This is a genomic window from Deltaproteobacteria bacterium (genome assembly GCA_003194485.1).
In the GTDB taxonomy this organism is placed as follows: Bacteria; Desulfobacterota; Dissulfuribacteria; order Dissulfuribacterales; family UBA3076; genus UBA3076.
Map to the genome: position 1 here is coordinate 35,563 of PQXD01000015.1, position 22,865 is coordinate 58,427.

16 protein-coding genes and 1 pseudogene are annotated in these 22,865 nt (G+C 51.5%); 12 read left to right on the forward strand and 5 right to left on the reverse strand.

Going from position 1 to position 22,865, the window contains the following annotated elements:
* Window positions 1-150 precede the first annotated feature (150 nt).
* Window positions 151-1,806 carry a glutamate synthase gene (locus C4B57_08880; protein PXF53805.1) on the reverse strand — a complete coding sequence of 552 codons (1,656 nt, stop codon included), beginning with the start codon at window positions 1,804-1,806 and terminating at the stop codon, window positions 151-153.
* Window positions 1,785-2,900, reverse strand: coding sequence for a glutamate synthase (locus tag C4B57_08885; GenBank protein PXF53806.1), 1,116 nt, complete (start codon window positions 2,898-2,900; stop codon window positions 1,785-1,787). The genes C4B57_08880 and C4B57_08885 overlap by 22 nt, the downstream gene beginning before the upstream one ends.
* Window positions 2,901-3,270: 370 nt before the next feature.
* Here C4B57_08885 and C4B57_08890 point away from each other — a divergent pair, with 370 nt between their 5' ends.
* The 12 genes and pseudogenes from C4B57_08890 (at window position 3,271) to C4B57_08945 (ending at window position 19,315) form a co-directional block, all read left to right on the forward strand.
* On the forward strand, window positions 3,271-6,471 hold the full coding sequence (locus C4B57_08890; protein ID PXF53807.1) for a carbamoyl phosphate synthase large subunit: 3,201 nt from the start codon (window positions 3,271-3,273) through the stop codon (window positions 6,469-6,471).
* Window positions 6,472-6,545: 74 nt separating this feature from the next.
* Entirely contained in the window at window positions 6,546-7,259 is a 714-nt protein-coding gene (locus C4B57_08895) for a histidine kinase (GenBank protein ID PXF53808.1), read from the forward strand.
* A gap of 214 nt (window positions 7,260-7,473) precedes the next feature.
* Window positions 7,474-9,039 (forward strand): FMN-binding glutamate synthase family protein, encoded by a 1,566-nt coding sequence (locus tag C4B57_08900; GenBank protein ID PXF53809.1) that lies wholly within the window; start codon window positions 7,474-7,476, stop codon window positions 9,037-9,039.
* 538 nt (window positions 9,040-9,577) lie between these two features.
* On the forward strand, window positions 9,578-11,398 hold the full coding sequence (locus C4B57_08905; protein ID PXF53810.1) for an aldehyde ferredoxin oxidoreductase: 1,821 nt from the start codon (window positions 9,578-9,580) through the stop codon (window positions 11,396-11,398).
* Window positions 11,398-11,772: a hypothetical protein gene (locus C4B57_08910; GenBank protein ID PXF53811.1), complete on the forward strand. Its 375-nt coding sequence runs from the start codon at window positions 11,398-11,400 to the stop codon at window positions 11,770-11,772. The genes C4B57_08905 and C4B57_08910 overlap by 1 nt, the downstream gene beginning before the upstream one ends.
* A gap of 14 nt (window positions 11,773-11,786) precedes the next feature.
* Window positions 11,787-11,981 carry a heterodisulfide reductase gene (locus C4B57_08915; GenBank protein PXF53812.1) on the forward strand — a complete coding sequence of 65 codons (195 nt, stop codon included), beginning with the start codon at window positions 11,787-11,789 and terminating at the stop codon, window positions 11,979-11,981.
* A 48-nt stretch (window positions 11,982-12,029) separates the two neighbouring features.
* Window positions 12,030-14,840 (forward strand): pyridine nucleotide-disulfide oxidoreductase, encoded by a 2,811-nt coding sequence (locus C4B57_08920; GenBank protein PXF53813.1) that lies wholly within the window; start codon window positions 12,030-12,032, stop codon window positions 14,838-14,840.
* A gap of 11 nt (window positions 14,841-14,851) precedes the next feature.
* Window positions 14,852-15,613, forward strand: a pseudogene (locus C4B57_08925) (hydrogenase iron-sulfur subunit).
* 111 nt (window positions 15,614-15,724) lie between these two features.
* Window positions 15,725-16,204, forward strand: a complete 480-nt coding sequence (locus C4B57_08930; GenBank protein ID PXF53814.1) for a hypothetical protein — start codon at window positions 15,725-15,727, stop codon at window positions 16,202-16,204.
* Between the two features lie 2 nt (window positions 16,205-16,206).
* Window positions 16,207-16,692 (forward strand): NAD(P)H-dependent oxidoreductase subunit E, encoded by a 486-nt coding sequence (locus C4B57_08935; GenBank protein ID PXF53815.1) that lies wholly within the window; start codon window positions 16,207-16,209, stop codon window positions 16,690-16,692.
* Window positions 16,664-18,529, forward strand: a complete 1,866-nt coding sequence (locus C4B57_08940) for an NADH-quinone oxidoreductase subunit F (GenBank protein PXF53816.1) — start codon at window positions 16,664-16,666, stop codon at window positions 18,527-18,529. The genes C4B57_08935 and C4B57_08940 overlap by 29 nt, the downstream gene beginning before the upstream one ends.
* 60 nt (window positions 18,530-18,589) lie before the next feature.
* Window positions 18,590-19,315: a (2Fe-2S)-binding protein gene (locus C4B57_08945; GenBank protein PXF53817.1), complete on the forward strand. Its 726-nt coding sequence runs from the start codon at window positions 18,590-18,592 to the stop codon at window positions 19,313-19,315.
* A 57-nt stretch (window positions 19,316-19,372) separates the two neighbouring features.
* Here C4B57_08945 and glnA read toward each other — a convergent pair whose 3' ends face one another.
* The 3 genes from glnA to C4B57_08960 form a co-directional block, all read right to left on the reverse strand.
* Complete coding sequence (gene glnA, locus C4B57_08950; GenBank protein PXF53818.1) at window positions 19,373-20,785, reverse strand: type I glutamate--ammonia ligase; 1,413 nt, start codon at window positions 20,783-20,785, stop codon at window positions 19,373-19,375.
* Window positions 20,786-20,975: 190 nt separating this feature from the next.
* On the reverse strand, window positions 20,976-21,314 hold the full coding sequence (locus tag C4B57_08955) for a transcriptional regulator (GenBank protein ID PXF53819.1): 339 nt from the start codon (window positions 21,312-21,314) through the stop codon (window positions 20,976-20,978).
* A 243-nt stretch (window positions 21,315-21,557) separates the two neighbouring features.
* The gene (locus C4B57_08960) at window positions 21,558-22,157 is read right to left on the reverse strand and encodes a hypothetical protein (protein PXF53820.1); all 600 of its coding nucleotides are present in this window, start codon (window positions 22,155-22,157) and stop codon (window positions 21,558-21,560) included.
* Window positions 22,158-22,865 lie beyond the last annotated feature (708 nt).

A 22,865-nucleotide genomic window follows, 5' to 3' on the forward strand; every position in this document is an offset into this window, starting at 1 on the left:
TTTCGCAAGAGCCGCTTGCAAAACTCAAGATTTTGTTCGAGGGCAAGGCGCGAGGAGGTGAAAAAGCGCAGTGTACTGGGTGTACATGAGCATTTTTCACCGACGAGCAACGCAGCCCTCGGGCAAAAGATGGGTTTTGTAAGTGGCTCTTTAGCAGGCATAATCAATCTCTAGCCTCTCCGCTATAGCCTTGTCACCTACGCTGAGGCCGTCCGACATGCCGATTGGCAACTGCGTACTCCGGCCCATGGGGGCAAATATCTTTTTCAGCTCTGTCTCAGCGCTCTTGAAGACCTCTACCACACGTTCAGCCACTTTATCAGGGTCCAGCCGGCGGTAAAGCCTGGGGTTTTGAGTGGTAATGCCCCGTGGGCACTTGCCGGTGTTGCAAAGGTTACACCGGTTGTACTCGTCGCCCAGGCACCCGGCTGCGGCCTGCATGATATATTTCCCCATATCTACGGCGCTGGCCCCGAGCATGATCATGGCAGCGGCATTTGCTGCCAGGTTCCCTGTCTTGCCCATTCCACCGGCAGCGATGAGCGGAAGCTCGTTCTGTTTCCCCTGTCTGACCAGATCCAGATAGCAGTCTCTGATATTGGAAGCAATGGGATGCCCCATTTTGTCCATAGAAATATTATAGGCCGCTCCGGTCCCGCCGTCTTCACCATCAATGCACAAGGCAGCGGCATAAGGATTTCTGGCCAGGTTGTTAAGGACCGCCCGGGCGGTCCTGGTGCCGGAGATCTTGGGATAGACCGGCACACGGAAACCCCAGGCCATGGACATGGACTGGATCATCTTGGCCACTGCCTCCTCGATGGAGTATTTAGTCTGGTGTGTGGGGGGGGAGGCGAGATCGACGTACATAGGGACACCGCGGATTCCGGCAATAAGCTTCAGTACCTTGTAGGACATCAGAAGGCCGCCGTCCCCCGGCTTTGCACCCTGGCCGTACTTGATCTCGATGGCACACGGATCCTCAACCATATCCGGCAGGGCGTGAATGATCTCATCCCATCCGAAGTAGCCGGATGCGATCTGAGGTATGAAATACTTCAGGAAGCGGGAGCGCAGGAGCCTGGGCGGCATGCCGCCTTCCCCGGAACACATAACCACCGGCATCCCCTCCACCTCATTGAGATAGGTGATGCCCATTGCCAGGCCCTCCCACATGGGCGGGGAAACGGCGCCTATGGACATGCTCCCGATACGGATGGGGAATATCTCCCTCACAGGAGGGATGAAGGTATCGTCTCCTACTGTCAATAAGTTATCCTTCACCTTGAGGGGCAGCTTCTCAGGGGGCAGGATACGCCCTAAAAGGGTCCGGATATGGAACTCGTGCCTGCCTGCATCCAGGGCGGGGTCTGTCAGCATCGAGATGCGGGTGAACTTGAGCTTGTCCAGAGTGCTTGGGCTGGGATCATTGCGCCTCCCGCCGCGCTTATACGGCGTTCCTCCAAGGTTCTTGTGAAACAGAAATTTGTGCCGCGGATTGTAATACGGGGCGATTGCCGCATTCGGACATACCAGGCTGCACATTCCGCAACCGGTGCAGTAACGTTCAATGTCATTAACCTGGCGGATCCCGTGGGTTATCTTTCGTATAGTGCTGGGCATCAGGGTCCCGGATTCAGAGTACACAAGGCGCCGGGCAAAGACAGCCGGCTCAATAGCCTGCTGCGGGCACACAGCAGTACAACGGCCGCAGCGGGTACAACGGTCTTCCCTCCATTGTATAATGTAAGGGAAGTCTTGCAGCGTCAATTGTCCATTGTGGTCTAGCCGTGAAGCTGGTTCCATACCTGGACCTCCCGGGCATTGGGTGTCACTATTGCCATGTCATATTTTGAAGGAAAAATGTCAGCAGAGCGGTCACGCCGGGAGATCGCCCTGTCCAGCCCGCACATCTCGCTCATAAGTGCGTATTTTCCCTTGGCCCCGCCAACAACCCCTGGCCTGAGCTTTTTGGAGTCCTGTACCATGAAGATTGTTCCATCAGGTATAAAACCGATGACCATGTTGGGACCGTCTATGCACAGAGGCCGAAGACTCTTTTTGAGCAGGCTGACGGCCTCGGCGTCCGCTCGCTCGCGGATCTCCTCGTCCTTCAAGGGGGTAATGACGTCCTTATAATATGTCAGGGGATATTTTAGTTGCCGGTGGCTGAAGTGCAGGATATGAGTGAATACCTCGCTGTCGCTGTTGTAGCCCATGTAACCGGGGAATCCGCGGCTGGTCAGGTACTCCCGGATAGGAACAAAGGCCGTGTTCTCGCCGTTAGTCATGGTGCAATAACCCTGAATAAAGAAGGGGTGGCAGGCATAGAGATAGATGGCGTAGTTTGTATTTTGCCGCCCCTGGGCCAGGATCACCTTGGCCTGCAGGGACGGATCATCCAGGCCGAAGAACTCCCCTAACTGCAACGGATCTCCCACTTCCTTCAATGCGAGACAATCAGGATAGAAAGAAAATATAAATAGGGAGTGATCTTTTTCTCCCATACGCCTCAGGTCCAGCCTGGTCTCAAGCAGGAGTTGTTCCCACTCAACCTGGGCCTTCGGCTCATATGGCGAAGGATACTGATAGGCCTTTGCGAAGTAGTGGTCACGGGGTCCTGTCTCCATGCCCGCGACATGCTTGATCTTCGGCTCCCAACTGTATTTGACCCGAAAGCCTGCTTTCTGCATGTAATCATCCAGCATCTCAAGGCCTTTATGGGTACAGCAGCCGGAAAGGATGGGATAGCTCTTGAGATCCTCAAATGGCCCGCCCAGATCCTTCATGACCAGGCCAAGACCGGAGCCGTCATGTCCTTCTTTCATGGTCTCCAGCGCCAGGATATTTTCCATTGGGGAAAAATATGAACTGGAGGTGATGGCGCTGAGTCGGCACATGCTTCCTCCTTTTGATTGTGATGACACTTCAGGCCGAAAGGGTTAAAATCTGTAATAGAGACTTAATGAATTCTGCCGGGCAATCGTTTTCCCAGCATATTATATTCTTACTTTAGTTCGTGGACATTTTCAATATAGGGGGGTTATTATCAGTTTGGAAATTTTGTAAGCGTTCACAGGGCACAGCATCTGCTTTGTTGTCGGACACTTGAAGTACAGGAAGTACGTCTGCGTATCCTCCGCCTCGCATCTGCAGCACCCTGTAAACGCTTACAGCTCGGTAGGTTGCGATAAAACTGGCGTTGTAACCCCGTGAACGGTTACGAAGTTTTGATGGTTGAATAATGATTTCTAATGAAAGGATAATTTAATGCCAAGACGTGATGACATCAAGAAAGTCATGATTATAAGCTCCGGGCCAATTATTATAGGCCAGGCTTGCGAGTTCGACTATTCCGGCACCCAGGCCTGCAAGGCCCTTCGCAAACTCGGTTATGAGATAGTGCTGGTCAATTCCAACCCTGCAACCATTATGACAGACCCCGGAATGGCAGACGTGACCTATATCGAGCCTTTGAATCTCCAGGCCATGGAGGAAATCATAGAAGTGGAAAGGCCGGATGCCCTTCTTCCAAACCTGGGCGGCCAGACCGGCCTGAACCTTTCTTCAGAGCTGGCCCGAACGGGCGTGCTGGATAAATACGGTGTCAAGATAATCGGCGTTGAGGTCGATGCCATCAAGCGCGGCGAGGACCGGATCGCATTCAAGGAGACCATGGACAGCCTCGGCATAGAGATGCCAAGGAGTAAACCGGCCTTCAGTGTAGAGGAGGCCGAGGAAATTGCCGCTGAACTCGACTACCCTGTGGTCATCAGGCCTGCCTATACCATGGGAGGAACGGGCGGCGGCCTCGTATATAACGTGGAAGAACTGCGAACCATTGCCAGCCGCGGTATCTCGGCGAGCATGGTGGGCCAGGTGCTGGTGGAGGAGTCTGTCCTGGGATGGGAGGAACTGGAACTGGAAGTCGTGCGCGACGCCAAGAACCAGATGATCACTGTCTGTTTTATCGAGAATGTGGACGCCATGGGCGTGCACACGGGCGATTCCTATTGTACGGCCCCCATGCTCACTATCGACCCGGAACTGCAAAAACAGCTTCAAAAATGGTCGTACGACATTGTCGAGGCCATAAAGGTCATAGGCGGCACCAACATCCAGTTTGCCCATGACCCCAAGACCGGCCGCGTGGTGGTGATCGAAATCAACCCCAGGACCTCCCGTTCCTCCGCCCTGGCTTCCAAGGCGACCGGTTTCCCCATCGCGCTTATTTCCGCCATGCTGGCAGGGGGCTTGACGCTGGACGAAATTCCTTACTGGCGAGAGGGGACCCTGGACAGGTACACACCCTGGGGTGACTATGTGGTAGTGAAGTTTGCCCGGTGGGCCTTTGAGAAGTTTGAGGGCTCTGAAGATAAGCTGGGCACACAGATGCGTGCCGTGGGCGAGGTCATGAGCATCGGCAAGAATTACAAGGAGGCCTTTCAGAAATCGATTCGCTCCCTGGAAAACGGCCGCTACGGACTCGGCTTTGCCAAGGACTTTAATGATAAATCGCTGGATGAATTGATGGAACTTCTGGTCGAGCCATCGAGCGAGCGGCAGTTTATCATGTACGAGGCACTGCGAAAGGGAGCCGGCGTGGAAGCGCTCTATGAAAAGACCTTTATCAAGCCATGGTTTATTGAGCAGATGAAGGAATTGGTGGAGCTTGAGGAAAAGATCCTGCAATACAAGGGGACTGCAGTGCCCGACGATCTGCTGGAACAGGCCAAGAAAGACGGGTTTTCAGACCGGTACCTGTCTGAGATCCTTGAAATCCCTGAAAAAGATATCCGGCATCGGCGCACCTCTCTGGGCTTGACAGAGGCGTGGGAGCCTGTGCCGGTAAGCGGCGTCGAGGATGCAGCCTATTATTTCTCCACCTACAATGCCACTGACAAGGTGAAAACGAGCAACAGGCGCAAGATAATGGTATTGGGTGGCGGGCCTAACCGTATAGGGCAGGGGATCGAGTTTGACTACTGCTGTGTTCACGCTGCTTTTGCATTGCGTGACGGGGGATTTGAGTCGATTATGGTAAACTGCAACCCAGAGACCGTCTCAACCGATTACGACACTTCAGACAAGCTCTACTTCGAGCCGCTTACGGTCGAAGACGTATTGAGCATCTACGAAAAGGAAAAACCCGAAGCGGTGATCGTCCAGTTTGGCGGGCAGACCCCTTTGAATATTGCCAATGAGCTGGCTGAGGCCGGTGTCAAAATCATCGGCACTTCACCTGAGACCATAGACCTGGCCGAGGACCGGGACCGTTTCCGGAAGATGATGAGAAAGCTCGGTATTCCTGAGCCCGAATCGGGTATGGCCAGTACACTGGAAGAGGCTATTGGCGTGGCTGAAAGAATCGGCTACCCCCTCATGGTCCGGCCCTCCTATGTGCTTGGGGGGCGGGGCATGGAGGTTGTCCATGACGAGGGGATGCTAAAGCATTATATGGCCGCAGCCGTGGATGTATCGCCGGAACGGCCGATCTTGATCGACAAGTTCCTTGAAAACGCCATTGAGGCTGAAGCAGATGCCATTTCCGACGGCACTGATGCCTTTGTGCCTGCTGTGATGGAACATATCGAGCTGGCAGGGGTCCACTCGGGTGACTCGGCCTGTGTGATACCGCCCATCAGTATTCCTGCCAGACACATTGATACCATCTGCGAATATACAAAAAGGATCGCAGTGGAACTCGGTGTGGTCGGCCTGATGAATATCCAGTACGCTATTGCCGGCGATATGGTATACATACTTGAGGCCAATCCGCGCGCATCCAGGACCGTGCCTCTTGTTTCAAAGGTCTGCAACATTTCCATGGTCCGCCTGGCCACGCAGCTCATGCTGGGCAAAAAGCTTGCAGACCTGAATATCAGGCCCGTATCGATCCCTCACTTTGGGGTCAAGGAGGCGGTTTTTCCCTTTAACATGTTCCCGGAGGTCGACCCGCTCCTCGGTCCTGAGATGCGATCCACAGGGGAGGTGCTGGGGCTGGCGGACTCTTTCGGCCTGGCCTTTTACAAGGCCCAGGAGGCGACTCAACAAAGCCTTCCTTCTGAGGGGACCGTGCTTATCACAGTGTCAGAGAGAGACAAGCATGCTGCCCTGGAGGCGGCGAAGCAGTTTGACAGGCTTGGCTTTAAGATCAAGGCGACTGAAGGGACTCGCAGATTCCTGGCAGACCACGGAATTCAATCCGAGCTGATCCGCAAGATGCACGAAGGGCGCCCAAATATTGTTGACGGGATAAAAAACAATGAGATTCAACTGATCATCAACACACCCAGCGGCAGACTGAGCAAGTACGACGATTCCTACATCCGAAAGGCGGCAATCAAATATAAGGTACCGTATATAACCACTACGGCTGCGGCCGTTGCCGCCGCCAGGGGAATCGCAGCCTGCCGGAGGGGGCATGGTCGGGTGAAGTCGCTTCAGAGATACCATGGGGATATCGGGTAGATATTACGATGAGAAGAACGACCTGCAGGATATTATCCTTTATGTTGAGATATTTCTAAAAAGCGGCATAACAAATGGAAGAAAACAAACCTGAAACCTATGACAAATATATAAAAGCGCTCACGGATATCAGCCGTGCCATTACCTCAGCCCAGTATCTTGAAGATATTCTGAAGCTGATCGTAATGGTAACGGCAAAGGTAACAGGTGTTGAGATCTGTTCGTTGTGGCTCATAGACGAAAGTGTCGATCCGAAAAAGATCCGGCTGAAAGCGACGCAGGCCATAGCCCCGGATTATCTGAAGGACAGATCTTTGACCATGGACGAAGGAGTGGTCGGTTTTGTGGCTACCCACAACCAACCACTTATTATCAGAGACGTGTCAACAGATCCCAGGTTCAAGGAAAAGGAGATGGCCAAAAAGCTTGGCCTGGTATCCATGGTCAGCGTGCCGCTTCAGGTAAAGGATGAAAAGGTAATCGGGGTGCTCAACTGCTTTACAGCAGAACCCTATGAATTTTCAGAAACAGAGGTAAACCTCATTACAGCAGTCGCCAATCAGGCGGCGGTCGCAATTCTCAACACAGAGCTCATGGTGAAAACCAAGGTGATCAGGGAGGAACTGGAGACCCGAAAGCTGGTGGAGCGGGCTAAGGAAATCCTTATGCGCAGACGCAAAATGGACGGGGATGAGGCTTTTCGCTGGATTCAAAAACGGAGCATGGACTCCCGCAAATCCATGCGGCATGTGGCAGAGGCAGTTCTGCTTTCGGAGGAACTGGAGTAGAAAGGTCTTGACAAGATGGATTAGTAGCCTTAAATATGTCCCGGTTGTTACAGATTTGTAAGGTTTCGTACAAAGGCGTAGGAAGCCGTTTTAAAGCACATGGCTGACAAAGGCGTCCGCCTCCCTTATGGGTGGCGGACGTTTTTTTTGCAGCGGAAACTACAGTTCTGCTTAAACTCTACAGTCAATTTCTAAATTAGGAGGATTTTCTGTTATGTCATTTAGCAAACCCAATTACAGTGCTGCCACGCTGACAACAACACGTATGACACCGGCTCCCATATCAGGGATCTGCGTGACCTGTGTTGACGGTTGCGAGGGGCCTTGCGAGATAGGCAGGTCCGCCCTTAAAGGAAGGGAAGTCATCTACCCGACACCCTTTGGTACGATCACGGCTGGTTCTGAAAAGGATTACCCTGTAGATTTCTCCCATTTCAACATTCAGGGGACGGCCGTAGGTGCGGTCGGCATTGAAGCCGATTCGGATAAAGCCACATTTCCGGCCGTAGATACTACTACGGCTGTCGGCGCTGATGGCAGTATCAAGCTGAACTTCCCTGTCTTTACCGGCGCGGTGGGGTCAACTGATATTGCCCGCATTAATTGGGAAGACGTGGCCATAGGTGCGGCCATATCCGGGGTAATAGTCGTAGCTGGCGAAAATATCTGCGGTATGGATTCGAAGGCGGAATTCCAAAATGGAAAGATTTCCAGGTCGCCGGAGATGGAACGCCGCATCAATGCCTTCAATCAGTGGTATGACGGTACCGGAGGCATCATTATTCAGGCGAATGTGGAAGATACCAGATTGGGCGTGCCTGAATATGTAATTGAAAAATTGGGAATTGAGATTTTTGAGCTTAAATGGGGCCAGGGCGCCAAGGATATCGGGGGCGAGGTCAAGCTGCATTCGATCGAGAGGGCCACGGAACTCAAAAACAGGGGTTATATCGTGTTGCCGGATCCGACCAATCCGGCTGTGCAGGAAGCCTTCAGGGCAGGTGGCATCACAGAGTTTGAACGTCACTCACGCCTCGGCATGGTGGAAGAAGAGGCCTTTCACAATTCGGTTAATCACCTGCGTTCAGTAGGCGCAAAATATGTGACTCTCAAGACAGGTGCATATCGTCCTGCCGACCTGGCCAGGGCCATAAAATATTCCTCGGATGCAAAGATCGATCTCCTTACCATAGACGGGGCAGGAGGTGGAACCGGCATGAGCCCCTGGCGCATGATGAATGAATGGGGCATCCCGACAGTACAACTGGAATGCCTGGCCTATCAGATGTGCCAACGGTTGGCTTCCAAAGGGGCCTATATCCCGCCGATCGCCATTGCCGGCGGCCTGTCCCTGGAAGACCATATCTTTAAGGCCATTGCCCTTGGGGCACCCTATGTAAAGGCCATCTGCCTTGGCCGGGCCATTTTCACTGCCGCCATGGTAGGCAAGACTCATGGGAAACTGATGGCTGAAAAAATGGAACTGGAAGGGGAGGATATCGAAGACGGCTATATGCGTCTCTTTGCAGTTGGCGCCCAATTAAAGGAGCGCTTCGGGAAAGATTTTGGCAAGCTCCCTGCCGGGGCCATCGGCATGTATTCTTACATCGACAGGTTGAAACAGGGCCTTCAGCAGCTTATGGCAGGGGCAAGGAAATTCGCCGTCCAGTATATTGACCGTAACGATCTGATGGCCCTGACCAAAGAATCTGCGGAAGTTTCCGGGATTTCCCATGTCATGGACGCAGATGCAGAAGAGGTAGACAAGATTCTGGGATAGTATCCATTCGTAATTTACACGATTGATATGCATGATCATACTTGTTAAAGGGGGTCAATAAATCATGATTAATTCGATATGTAAGCATAACTGCGCATCCTGCTTTGCGTTGCCGGTATGCGCGCTAGGTGCAATAATTGATCAGCAAGGCTCTATTTATGTAGATACTGACAAGTGCATCGGCTGTGGTTGTTGCCGGACAGTGTGCATCACATTTTCTCGTGATGAAGCACTGAAAGACAAGACCGTAGAGTGGCTCAAGGGCGAGGCATAATGTATAAGTGTACAGAAAAGCAGGCATGAGGGGCATAAGCGCCAAGTTATTTTCACCGGATGGGCTTACTAAAAAATGTGTAAATATTCGGTATTGGATATTTGTTTTTCATTCGATGTTGGATGTTGGACGTTCGATGTTCGACGTTCATCTTTCAAAACAACTTAGCGCTTATAAGGAGGCAAACAGAGTCCCTGCGGTCAACCATGCCTGCTTGTGGGCGCTTGGCGGTCTCATACAATGGCAAAGCCGGGAGAATAGGAAATGGATGGATGTATCGGTCGTTGTCTGAGGGTGAATCTGACCAAGGGAAAACATAGTATAGAGGAGATCGATCCGAGACTCCTTAAGAAATTTTTGGGCGGACGCGGTCTCGGAGTAAAGGTCTTTACAGATGAGGTCGATCCTCGGACAGACCCTCTTTCTCCGGACAACAAGCTCATTTTTTCCTCGGGTCCACTGGTCGGAACAGGGGCCATAACAGGGGCATCCTGCAATGTCATAACCAGGTCTTCATTAACCGGGACCCTGGCCTGCGCCAAGATCCGCGGGCATTTCGGCGCTGAGCTCAAGTTCGCCGGATTCGACATGGTCATTATAGAGGGCAAGGCAGAAACTCCGGTCATTCTCTCAATTATTGACGACAAAGTCAGAATACTTCCTGCTCTGGAATACTGGGGACGTTCTACTGCCGAGACTGAAGACCTGTTTAAAAAGAACCTTGGTGATCAATGGATCGCGCGGGAGACATTTCTGATATCGATCGGCCCTGCAGGCGAACGGTTACTCCCATTGGCCAATGTTGTTAACGACCGTTTTCTCTCTGCAGGAGGAGCCGGTACAGGCGCGGTTATGGGATCCAAGAATCTCAAGGCCGTAGCCGTGAAAGGCCGGCATTCCCTGTACGTGGCAGACGGCAGTCGGTTTGTGAAGGTAGTCAATACCCTGATCAACAAGCTGAATAGCGCACCTTTTGTCTCTCAATCCATGTCCCAGTGGGGAACCGCTTTTCTGGTGGGCTTGAGTTATCAAAAGGGGATGCTGCCCCAAAACAATTTCCGCTGGGCGGCCCTTTCGTTGAAAAACATAGGTACAGAGGCGTTAAACAGCGCTTTTATCCTGAAAAGTCGCGGGTGTTTTGCGTGTCCTGTTGCATGTATTAAGAAATCAGTTGTCAAGCACCCTATGTATCGAGGAAAGGGTATGGTGCCCAGCTATCTGGCAATCGGTGCCCTCGGGGTAAACTGCGGGATCAGCGATCTCCCGGCAATCGGTATGGCGAGCATGCTGTGTGCTGAAATGGGCCTCGATCCGGTCGCAACAGGAGGAGCCCTTGCCACTGCCATGGAATTGGTGGAAAAGAAGGTGCTTTCACCGGAGGAACTCAAGATTGATCTCGGGTTTGGTAATGCCGAGACGCTGATACAGGCGCTTCGCTTGATCGCCACGAAAAAAGGGTATGCCAGACGCCTGGGACAGGGCGGGAAGGCCCTGGCCGAATCATCCGGGAGGCCGGATCTTTTTATGGGCGTAAAGGGCCTTTCTCTGGCACCGTTTGATCCTCGCGCCATTCAGGGAATGGGACTCCATTTTGCCACGAGCAACTATGGACCTCATTACCTATACGCCTATACCTATATTGATGAGCTGCTCAACGTACACGAGAACTCAGATCCGTGGGAAATTGAGGGAAAGCCGGCATTGGTCAAACTGCATCAGGACACGACTGCCGTCATGGATTCCCTGGGCCTGTGCAGCAAGCTTTTGAAGGGACTGAAATTAAATAATTATGTCCCACTTGTAAACAGTTGTCTTGGAACAAGTTACAAGGCAGAGGATCTGCTCCTTATCGGGGAGAGGATATGGAACCTGGAAAGGCTGTTTAATCTGAGCGCAGGATTCAACAGCTCACACGATACCCTCCCTGACAGGTTCACCAAAGAACCCATTTCCGACGGGCCTGCTGAAGGACAGATCAGCCGGATAAGCGAAATGATTCCGGAATATTATCATCTTAGAGGGTGGAACGAGAAAGGCGAGCCCCCGCCGGAGACCCTGAAGGCATTGGAACTGGAGGATGAGTAATGCCGAGGATAAAAATTGATCATACCAAGTGCACCGGCTGCAGGCATTGTGAGACCGCGTGCTCCCTGAATCATGTAGCAAATACCGTGAATCCAAGGCGCGCCCGCATACGGGTGATGAAAGAAGGGGATCAGTATTTTCCTGTGATAGCAGGTCCTTTTGTAGATGCTGCCTGTACGTCAAAACAGACCATAGTAATAGGTGACCAGACCTATGACATGTGCGCTTTGTGCAGGGCATCGTGTCCGCAGAAACCCTATTTCATAGAGGCCGAGACCGGTATTCCCTTGAAATGTGATTTTTGCGGCATACCGCCGAACCCGTCGTGTGTGCGCTGGTGCAACACCGGTGCACTGGAACTGGTGGAAGATTAGGAGAGAGTATTCCAATGAAAATTGATGCCTCCAGGGAGGATCTGGTCGGCGCTGCAATGGTTGTCGGAGGCGGAATCGCCGGAATCCAGGCTGCCATGGACCTGGCTGATGCCGGGTTTTATGTCTACCTGATCGAAAGGTCATCAGCCATAGGCGGTATCATGGCGGGCCTGGACAAGACCTTTCCAACCAACGACTGTGCCATCTGAATTCTGGCGCCCAAGCTGGTAGAGGCCGGTCGGTCTCCTAATATAGAAATCATTACAAACGCCGATATTCAGGAAATCTCGGGCACCGCCGGGAATTTCAGTGTCAAGGTGTTGCGACGCCCCCGTTATGTGGATGAAGCCAAATGTACCGGTTGCGGGGTCTGCTCGCAATACTGCCCGGTTACCCTGCCCGATCCCCATAACCAGTACTTATCCCCCAAAAAGGCTATTGATATCCTTTATACGCAAGCCATACCTTCCAAATATTTCGTTAATCCTGATTATTGTCTGTTCCTGAACAGACAGGAGTGTAAGCAATGTACCCGTGCCTGTCAGACAGGGGCCATTGATTTTGACCAGAAGCCGGAGGTCGCCGTATACCATGTCGGTGCGGTTATCCTGTCTGCCGGCTTCAAGCAGTCCGACCCGGCCCGCATAAAGGCCTACCGATGCAAGGACTCTCCCAATATCGTTACAGGTCTGGAATTTGAGCGCATATCAAGCGCTTCCGGTCCCTATATGGGGAAAATCCTGAGACCTTCGGATTCGGAAAAACCCGGGAGAATCGCCTTTATTCAATGTGCAGGTTCCCGTGGCAGTGCATCAGGCAACAGTTATTGCTCGTCCGTGTGTTGCAAATATGCTGTTAAAGACGCCATTGTGGCCCTGGAGCATGAGCCTGATCTGGACATCACGATATTTTTCATGGATATGCGGATGCACGGCAAGGGACTGGAGAGTTTCTATGAACGTGCAAAGGAATCGGGAATACATTTTATCCGGTCCAGGGTCTCCGAGGTAAGACGTGATCCACAAACAGAAGACCTGATCCTGAAGTATGTCACTGAGGACGGCTCCTTGCACCAGGACATATTTAATCTGGTTGTGCTCCCCATGGGTCTGGAGGCCCCTGAAGGCAATTTTACCCTGGCAAAGGCCGCAGCCGTAGAACTTAACCACCATGGTTTTTGCCGGACAGGGCTGTTTGATCCGCTTTTTACGTCAAGAGAAGGGATCTATGTTGCAGGTGGATTCCGGGGACCGATGCCCCTTCCTGACAGTGTCATGCAGGCCAGCGGGACCGCTGCGTGCGTGACCGAGCTCCTTGCCCCGGCCCGCGGTACACTCATATCTGAAAAGACCTTTATTGAAGAACGTCCTGTGAAACAGGAGCCTTTGAGGATCGGCGTGTTTGTGTGCAATTGCGGCAAGAATATAGCAGGTGTAGTGGACGTGGAGGATGTAAAAAAGTATGCTGCCACTCTCCCCGATGTGGTTGTCAGCACTGACAACCTCTATTCATGTTCTGAAGATACACAGGTCTTGATCAAGGAAACCGTTGTCAATGAAAAGCTCAACCGGGTTGTTGTGGCTGCATGCACTCCCAGGACCCATGAGCCGCTGTTTCAGGAAACCATCAGAGAGGCTGGACTGAACAGGTGCCTCGTGGAAATGGTAAATATCCGCGACCAGTGTTCATGGGTGCATGCCCATGAAAAAGAGGAGGCCACACAAAAGTCAAAAGACCTGATTCGCATGGCTGTTGCAAAGGCCAGGTTGATCCGGTCTTTGGATGAACCGGTCATAGACGTTATTCCAAGGGGCCTGGTTATCGGCGGCGGACTTGCCGGTATGACCGCCGCGCTGTCACTGGCCGGGCAGGGGCTTGAATGTTACCTGGTTGAAAAAACAGCCAAGCTGGGGGGCAATCTCCATAATATCCATTACACCCTGGAGGGAGAAAATCCGCAGGACTATCTTAAAACGATTGTTGATCGGGTCAGAAACCACGGGCTTATTCATGTCTTTATGGAAGCTGAGATAGAGAGTGTCAATGGATTTGTGGGCAATTTTCAGACAGTGGTAAAATCCGGGCGGGGTCCTGAAAAAAAGACCGTAGAGCTTCAACACGGGGCCATCATTCTGGCCACCGGTGCTATGGCCTTCAGGCCGGATGAATATCTCTACGGGAAAAGCGGGCACGTAATATTGCAGCATGAATTGGAAGAAAGACTGGCCTCCGGCAGTTTTGTTCCAACCGGGGATGATACGATTGTAATGATTCAATGTGTCGGCTCCAGGGATGACAGCCATATGTATTGCAGCAGTATCTGCTGCAGCATGGCAATCAAGAACGCGCTGAAGATAAAGGAAATCAATCCTTCTGCCAATGTGTATGTCCTTTACCGGGATATGGGGACATATGGATTTCATGAAGCATATTACACACGGGCCAGGGAGCAGGGGGTTGTATTCATCCGGTATGACAGGGACAAAAAGCCTGAAGTTGCCGAAGTTGATGGAAGGTTGCGCATAACCATCAAGGACCTGCTCATTGACAATGATGTCGTAATTCATGCCGATCTGCTGGCTTTAAGCACGGCGATCGTTCCACAGCGGGACGATACCTTGGAGCGTGTACTGGCAATGCCGCGCTCAGCAGACGGATTTTTATTAGAGTCACACGTCCAGTTGAAGCCTGTGGATTCATACATTGACGGGATCTTCATATGCGGCATGGCGCATTTTCCTAAGCCGATCGACGAATCTATTGCCCAGGCCAAGGCAGCGGCGTCCAAAGCGGGTATACTGCTGGCAAGGGGCCATGTCAGGGTTGAGCCGATAGTATCGTCCTGTGATCCGGATAAGTGTATCGGCTGCGGTATCTGTGAGTATTTCTGCCCTTACAATGCGATCAAGATGACAAAGAAGGGCAAGCTCAAAAAAGCCGAGGTCATCGTTGCCGCTTGCAAGGGATGCGGGGTCTGTGCTTCCTATTGTCCGGCCAGGGCCATCAGCATGGGGAGGTTTACAGATGAGCAGATTCTTGCCCAAATCGAGGCGTTTGGGAGGAATTGAGGGACGATATTATGGCGAGTAAACCAAGAATTCTCGGGTTTTTGTGCCACTGGTGTTGCTATGCTGCGGCAGATGCGGCAGGCGTGGCCCGGTTCCAATATCCGCCTCATATCAGGGTAATCAGAGTGATGTGCACCGGCAGGATAGATCCTCTGTTTATCCTGGAGGGATTTCTCCATGGGGCGGACGGAATATTCGTCGGCGGGTGACACCTCGGAGAGTGTCATTACCGGTCCGGTAATTATGAAGCCATAAACAAAATCGCCTTTATCAAGATGATTCTGGAAAACCTCGGAATCGAGACGGACAGATGCGCCCTGGAATGGGTCTCTGCTGCCGAGGCCCCTCGTTTCGTACAGGTGATAACGGAATTTGATGCACGTATCCGGGATCTTGGCCCCATAGGACACAGCGAGGGTCTGGATCGCCAGACCTTGATGCACAAGATAAGGGCAGCCAAAATCGCTCTGGAAGGAAGAAAGGTGCGGATGGCCCTTGCAAGGGAGTCAAAGAAGATGAAAAAGCACGGGACGTATGGCGAGTTCCCTTCGAGAGAAAAACTGTCAACCACTATACAGGATGAAACAACCCTGTATGAGACGCTGTTGTATTTACAGGAAAGGGAACGTCCTGCTTCGGAACTGGCGGAACTGCTGGGCGTTTCTGTAGATCAAGCCGCGTCCTGCGTAGAGACCCTGAGAAAGAAAAAGATGTGGCAACCGTTCGCGGGTTCAGAGTTCAGGGGTTCAAGGTTAGAGAGCGATGAAAATTGAACGGTTTGAAGATATTGAAGCATGGCAGTTGGCCCGAGACCTAACTCGCAAGGTCAACGGAAGAAGGGTAACCCTGAACCTGTGAACCTGTGAACGCTCACAAGATGTGGAATGGAGATCTCCATGGAGACCGTCTTTTTAGATAAGGCAGATCCCAACTTCAAACACGAGATAGCTGAAAAAATAGGCCTGGAGGTAATTAATCCCTGCTATTCCTGTGGTTCATGCACAGGTGTATGTCCGGTGCACGAGGTCATAGACGATTTTGATCCGCGGCGTATCATACACATGATCGTCCTGGGATTGAGGGAGCAGGTCCTTTCATCCGACCTGATCTGGTTCTGCTGTCTCTGCAACTCCTGTTACTTTGTCTGCCCCCAGGGAATACGATTCAGCAGGGTAGCCACTGAGCTACGTAAATTGGCTCTGGCCGAGGGATTTGTAAGCCAGGACTTTCTGAAAGGGCTGGAGCCTGTAAATGATTTTTTACAGGATTTGTGCCGCAGGACAATGTTTCAAAAGGTAAAAGAGGGCCTGATGGATACACATACAATGCCCTGCTGGCGGAAGTATACAATAAGTAAGGGCTGACCATGGATCTTAAGAAAGTTGATAGCATATTAAAAAAGCATGAATACAGGCATTCTGAAATAATCGGCATCATGCAGGATGTGCAGGATATTGAGAACTATCTGCCTGAGGAGATCCTTCGCTATATTTCCGAAAAGCTTGAACTGAGCCTTACCAGGATCTTTGATATCGCCACCTTTTACAAGGCCTTCAGCCTGGTGCCAAGAGGGCGTCACATAATCAAGGTCTGCTGCGGAACGGCATGCCATCTTGCCGGAGCAATGCAGAATCTGGAGCAGATTAAGAGGACTCTGCATGTCAGGGAAGGAGAGACGACAGAGGACCGCACGTTCTCTCTCGAGACAGTCAACTGTCTGGGGACCTGTGCTCTCGCGCCTGTGGTGCAGGTGGATGAAGATTATCACGACGCGGTGATTCCCGGGAAAATAGATAAAATCCTGGCTATTTATAGCTCAAAAGATGAGAGGCAAGAGGTTGCAGCAGATTAGGACCACAGCAGACTTGGAGAGGTTAAGGGGATCTCTTCTTCAGAAGGGAGATCCCGGAAAGATTTTAATTCGAATCTGCAACACTGGTTGCCGGGCAAGGAAGTCTGCGAAGGTTATCGAGGCCTTTGAGAACGAGGTCAGAGAGCAGGGCCTTCAGGATAAGGTGGAAATAAAGAAGACAGGCTGCCATGGTTTTTGTGAAATGGGCCCGATCGTGGTTATTGAGCCGGAGAATATCTTCTATTGCCGCGTAAAACCCGAAGATACCGGGGATATCGTTTCCGAGACCATTTTAAATGGTGGTGTTGTAGAGCGATTGTTGTGGAAGGATCCGGACACCAAAAAATTTATCAAGTGTGAAAAAGATATTCCCTTTTACAAAAAACAAAAAAAGAGTATTTCCTTTAATTGCGGCAGGATCGATCCGACTGATATTGAGGACTATATTGCCGGTGGCGGATATTCCGCCCTCGGTAAGGCCTTAACCACCATGACCCCGGCAGAAGTTGTAGAGATGGTTGTGGCCTCCGGGCTGAGGGGACGGGGCGGAGGCGGATTTCCGGCCGGGATAAAATGGAGGCTCTGCAGCGCTGCTCCAGGTAACATCAAATACATAATTGCCAATGGCGATGAAGGTGATCCGGGCGCCTTTATGGATCGCAGCCTCATGGAAGGAGACCCTCACAGCATTATTGAGGGGATGATTATAGGCGCCTTTGCAATCGGGGCGCGTCATGGATTTATCTATGTAAGGCAGGAATATCCCATAGCAATCGAACACTTGTCTATCGCCATTCAACAGGCGGAGGAGTGTGGCCTCCTCGGCAAGGATATCCTGGGCACAGGCCTTGATTTCACCATAAAGATAGACAGAGGCGCCGGTGCCTTTGTATGTGGTGAAGAGACCGCTCTCATGATTTCAATTGAAGGCAGAAGCGGCACGCCGAGATCCAGGCCTCCATACCCTGCCATTGAAGGATTATGGGGCAAGCCAACGGTCCTGAACAATGTGGAGACCTTTGGCAATATAACCAAGATATTTTCAAAAGGCGCTGACTGGTATTCCAGTATCGGAACGGACAACAGCAAGGGAACAAAGATATTCTCACTTGTCGGCAAGGTAAAGAATACGGGTCTGGTCGAAGTGGAGATGGGGACCACGCTTCGAGAGATCATTTTTGGCATAGGAGGCGGGATCAGAAAGGGCAAGCGTTTCAAGGCGGTCCAGACAGGGGGGCCATCCGGGGGCTGTATTCCCATCAGCAGGATAGATATGCCGGTTGATTATGACAGCCTGAGAGAGGCCGGCGCCATCATGGGGTCCGGCGGCATGATAGTAATGGATGAATCGTCATGCATGGTGGATCTTGCCAGGTATTTCATACAGTTCCTGCTTTTCGAGTCTTGCGGAAAGTGCATACCCTGCAGGGAAGGGCTGAAGCAGATGCATCACATCCTGACAAATATCTGCGAGGGCCGTGGAGAACATGGAGACATTGAGACACTGACCGAACTGGGCCGTTTCATGACAACGACATCCCTGTGCGGGCTTGGCGGGACCGCCTCAAACCCGGTGTTGAGCACTATCCGCTATTTCCGTGATGAATATGAGGCGCATATATACGACAAGAAATGCCGTGCGGGTGTATGTAAGAACCTGTTTGAATATTATATCGACGAAGAACTGTGCAACGGTTGCACTCTCTGTAAAGTAAAATGCCCGGAAGGGGCCATCACGGGCAGGAAAAAGAAGCCGCACATGATAGACCCCCAGAAGTGTATCAAGTGCGGTATCTGTTACAGCCTGTGCAAGCTGGAGGCGGTTCGAGTCAGGTAGGCAATCTGGAGAGACGCTTGCAAAACTCAGGATTTTGCAGGCAGCTCAGGAGAGCAAGTAGTGAAAGTACCTATTATAGTTGACGGGCTGAGGGTCGAGATCGACCGGGGGACGCCGATCATCAATGCGGCCAGGAAGGCCGGTGTCTTTATTCCCACACTCTGCTATCACGAAGCCCTCAAGCCATACGGATCCTGTCGCCTCTGTATGGTTGAAGTCGTTCATAATAAGCAGCGACGTCTGGTGACATCCTGTAATTTTCCCGCAGAAGGAGGCATGGAGGTCTTTACCGATACTCCAAGGGTCAGGCAGATCAGAAGGATGATTTTGGAACTGTTGCTTGCCAGGTGTCCTGAAGTCCCGATGATCCGGACCATGGCGAAACAGATGGGCATCGAGTCCCCCATGTTCAAGAAGAGGGAAGCAAACGAGTGCATCCTGTGCGGTCTCTGCGTCCGCTTCTGCGAGGAGGTCGTCGGAGTTGGTGCAATAGGGCTTGCTAATAGGGGCATCGATCGCGAGGTGGCCACTCCCTTTAAAGTAGCATCGGATATATGTATAGGCTGCGGTGCCTGCAGCTACATTTGCCCCACAGGCTGTATTGAAATGGTGCCTGATGAAAAGAACCCGCGGCTGCGTCGCATGAAAATGGGTAGTCGCTCCCTGGTTTCCTGTCCAAATAACTACCAGTGTGAATCATGCCCTACGGAAGAGAATTTTCTTGCAGAAATGAAAACCGCGATTACCAAATTTCAAAGCACGTTCAGAAAAGCCTCTTCACGGTGAAGGCCACACATCCCTTAAAGAGCTATGGCCCTCAGAATTGTATATCGCATATTATGATTAAATATCGAAGTACAAGAAGAACTCATACGGATGGGGACGCAGCTTGACCGTGTTAACCTCTTTTTCCGTCTTGTAGTCGATCCACATGTCAATGACGTCCTGGGTGAAGACACCGCCCTTTAACAGGAATTCCTGGTCTTCCTTGAGTGCTGCCAGGGCCTTATCCAGAGAACCCGGGGCTGAGGGGATATCGGCCAGTTCCTCAGGGGGCAGGCCATAAATGTTCTTGTCCAGGGGCTCACCAGGATCTATTCTGTTTTCAATGCCGTCAAGGACCGCCATCAGCATCGCAGAGAAGGCCAGGTAGCCGTTGCAGGAAGGGTCCGGGGTCCTGAATTCGATCCTCTTGGCCTTGGGAGAATCTGAGTACATGGGGATACGGACTGCGGCGCTCCTGTTGCGGCTTGAATAGGCCAGGTTAACCGGGGCCTCAAAACCAGGCACAAGGCGCTTGTAGGAATTGGTTGAGGGATTGGTAAAGGCGCACAGGGCACGGCAGTGCTTAAGAATGCCGCCTATAGCGTACATGGCGATGTCAGAAACCCCGGCATACTTGTCGCCTGCAAAGGTGGGCCGGCCGTCCTTCCATATGCTGATATGGGTATGCATGCCTGTGCCGTTATCACCATAGAGCGGCTTGGGCATAAAGGTGACAGTACGGCCGTGGCGGTAGGCAACATTCTTGAGCACATACTTGAACCACATGAGCTGATCACCCATCTGGAGCAAAGGTTTGAATCGCATATCGATTTCCGCCTGTCCTGCAGTGGCTACCTCATGGTGCTGGCATTCGGCTTCAATGCCGACCTGCTCCAGTGTAAGCAGCATCTCGGTCCTCAGATCCTGAAACTTGTCCATTGGAGGAACAGGGAAGTAACCCTCTTTATGGCGGGGCTTGTATCCCAGGTTGGGGCATTCGTCCCGGCCCGTGTTCCAGGTGCCTTCTATTGAATCCACCTCGTAGAAGCAGCCGTTGCTGACATTGTCGTAGCGAACATCGTCAAAAATGAAGAATTCGGCCTCAGGCCCGAAGTATGCAGTGTCGCCAATGCCCGTGCCCCTGAGATACGCCTCGGCCTTTTTGGCTATGTTCCTGGGGTCCCTGGAATACGGCTCCCGGGTCACAGGGTCTACGATATCCCCGATCACGGCCAATGTAGGCTCTGCCAGGAACGGATCTAACCGGGCAGTGGTGGAATCAGGGACGACGAGCATGTCGCTTGCATGAATCGGCTGCCATCCGCGGATGCTCGAGCCGTCAAAGCCGAAGCCGTCTTCAAAGCTGGTCTCATCCAGCTCGCTTACAGGCACCGTGAAGTGCTGCCACAATCCGAGAAAGTCAAGGAAGCGAAGGTCAACTACCCTGATACCCTTCTCTTTAACCATGCCCAATACCTGTTTTGGTGTCATAAGATATCTCTCCTTTTGTATAGTTATTTGAGTTTGAAGTGCCTAAAGTTATGGTGCGCGCTTTCAGCGCGGTTAATATAAACAGATAGAGCGAAGCGATACCTTAACTTTAGGCACTTCAAACTTTAGTTCATTTAAGGCACTGTTCCGGCTTGTCCTGATTAGGTCATGGACAATCAGCATATTAAGGTTAAATAGCATCCTTGCCACGTTCACCGGTCCTGACTCTTACGACTTCTTCCAGTGGAAGCACGAATATCTTGCCGTCTCCAAGTTTACCAGTATGGGCAGACTCTCTGATCGTCGCCACCACCTGGTCCGCCTGAGCCGCATCCACGATTATCTCGAGCTTGACCTTGGGGATGAAATCTATCACGTACTCCGCACCTCTATAGATCTCCTTGTGTCCTTTCTGGCGACCATAACCCTTGACCTCGGAAATCGTCATTCCCCTGATGCCGATCTCGTTCAGGGCCTCCTTTACGTCGTCCAACTTGAAGGGCTTTATAATTGCCTCGATTTTCTTCATGGATTCCTCCTTAATCAAGAGATCGTCAAATAGTTGAGTCGTTGAGTCGGAAAATAAATATGTTAAATCAGCATATTAGAGCTTCAACCACATCAAGTGTCCAATTTTTATGCAAACCATATAAATTCAAATAATAATAACCACTGAACTAATCAACTACTGAACCATTTAACGAGGTCTGTAATCAGGTACATAGGGACGAACATAATATGCCATGCATTTTCTGTCGTCCTGAGGGCTTATTTATAGAGAATACCCGATTTCACTGTGCTGTGTGAGATCCAGGCCCTGGACCTCTTCTTCTGTGGTTACCCTAAGGCCTACTGTCACATCAATAATCTTGAGAATTATTAGACTGCCGATAAACGAATATGCCATGGTTGCTCCAACCCCTGTTGCCTGGATCACAAACTGGTGAGGATTTCCAAAGAACAGACCGTTCGCACCGCCAGGATTCACGGCAATTGAGGCGAAGAGTCCTGTGGCCAATGCACCCCATATTCCTCCAATACCATGTATTCCTGCCACGTCAAGTGCGTCATCGTAACCAAGCCTGGATTTTGCCGGCACAGCCAGATAACACAGCACACCGGCTACGAGGCCGATAATTACGGCCGATACCGGGCTTACAAACCCTGCAGCAGGGGTAATGGCAACCAATCCTGCCACTGCACCGGAGGCGGCCCCAAGGGTTGTGGGCTTTTCCTGGAGTATCCATTCAGCAATGATCCATGAGAGGGCGGCCGCTCCTGTTGCCACCTGCGTATTAAAGAAGGCCAATGCAGCGGTTCCATCGGCTGCAAGGGCACTGCCTGCGTTAAACCCAAACCAGCCAAACCACAATAGGCTTTCGGGGTCTCTGCGTCTGCCATTTCCAAGACAATTACAAGGAAAACGAAATAGTAGGTCAAGCTAGTCAATAACGTCGCGCAATTCCGCATAGGTGAGAGTTCCGCCGGACCTTTTGCAGGAGCTGCTAAAGCCCTAACAGGGAACCTGTGCTTTATAGCCATCTAAATATTCAACTAGCTGTTTTTTAAAAAGAAATTATTTAGCTTGACAGGGGTAAGATAGGATGTCCCCCCTTTGCGTCAAATTTCAAATTTCACTCCCCTTTTCTGACCTTTGACAACAACAATTTTATCCGCAGGGCCAAGGGCCTTTCCAACTGCAGCGTCAGGTGTCCCTGAGGCGATTAATAGCCAACCTCAACCTACGCCTTTTACGAAATTTCCCGGCACGGTTCCGTAACCGTGGCAAACAGGGCGTATCTTGCGCTCGTCATGTTTGCGGGGCATAGTTTCCATATATCACAAATGCAGAAAAAAATAATTTCATGGACATCCCCCAAATCACCTCATCCCCCTAGCTTGTTTCGTAGAAATTCATAAAATAACATTCTGATCTTATTATCGTTCTTGTATCTTTTGAGCGTGTCCCGTAAATCATATCAGCCGAAGATTTCGATTCGGCCAAATTTTGGCCTTATGCCCCTCTGGACTTTCTGGAAATGCTGATTATTGAGATTCATTGTCATAAGAGCCTTATTCC

What these genes read in the sequence shown, in the direction of transcription:
- C4B57_08910 (PXF53811.1), top strand. Translation starts at nt 11,398, where the DNA reads ATGCCGAGGATAAAAATTGATCATACCAAGTGCACCGGCTGCAGGCAT.
- C4B57_08940 (PXF53816.1), top strand. Translation starts at nt 16,664, where the DNA reads ATGAGAGGCAAGAGGTTGCAGCAGATTAGGACCACAGCAGACTTGGAG.
- C4B57_08880 (PXF53805.1), bottom strand. Translation starts at nt 1,806, where the DNA reads ATGGAACCAGCTTCACGGCTAGACCACAATGGACAATTGACGCTGCAA.
- C4B57_08890 (PXF53807.1), top strand. Translation starts at nt 3,271, where the DNA reads ATGCCAAGACGTGATGACATCAAGAAAGTCATGATTATAAGCTCCGGG.
- C4B57_08955 (PXF53819.1), bottom strand. Translation starts at nt 21,314, where the DNA reads ATGAAGAAAATCGAGGCAATTATAAAGCCCTTCAAGTTGGACGACGTA.
- C4B57_08895 (PXF53808.1), top strand. Translation starts at nt 6,546, where the DNA reads ATGGAAGAAAACAAACCTGAAACCTATGACAAATATATAAAAGCGCTC.
- C4B57_08905 (PXF53810.1), top strand. Translation starts at nt 9,578, where the DNA reads ATGGATGGATGTATCGGTCGTTGTCTGAGGGTGAATCTGACCAAGGGA.
- glnA (PXF53818.1), bottom strand. Translation starts at nt 20,785, where the DNA reads ATGACACCAAAACAGGTATTGGGCATGGTTAAAGAGAAGGGTATCAGG.
- C4B57_08900 (PXF53809.1), top strand. Translation starts at nt 7,474, where the DNA reads ATGTCATTTAGCAAACCCAATTACAGTGCTGCCACGCTGACAACAACA.
- C4B57_08935 (PXF53815.1), top strand. Translation starts at nt 16,207, where the DNA reads ATGGATCTTAAGAAAGTTGATAGCATATTAAAAAAGCATGAATACAGG.
- C4B57_08930 (PXF53814.1), top strand. Translation starts at nt 15,725, where the DNA reads ATGGAGATCTCCATGGAGACCGTCTTTTTAGATAAGGCAGATCCCAAC.
- C4B57_08915 (PXF53812.1), top strand. Translation starts at nt 11,787, where the DNA reads ATGAAAATTGATGCCTCCAGGGAGGATCTGGTCGGCGCTGCAATGGTT.
- C4B57_08885 (PXF53806.1), bottom strand. Translation starts at nt 2,900, where the DNA reads ATGTGCCGACTCAGCGCCATCACCTCCAGTTCATATTTTTCCCCAATG.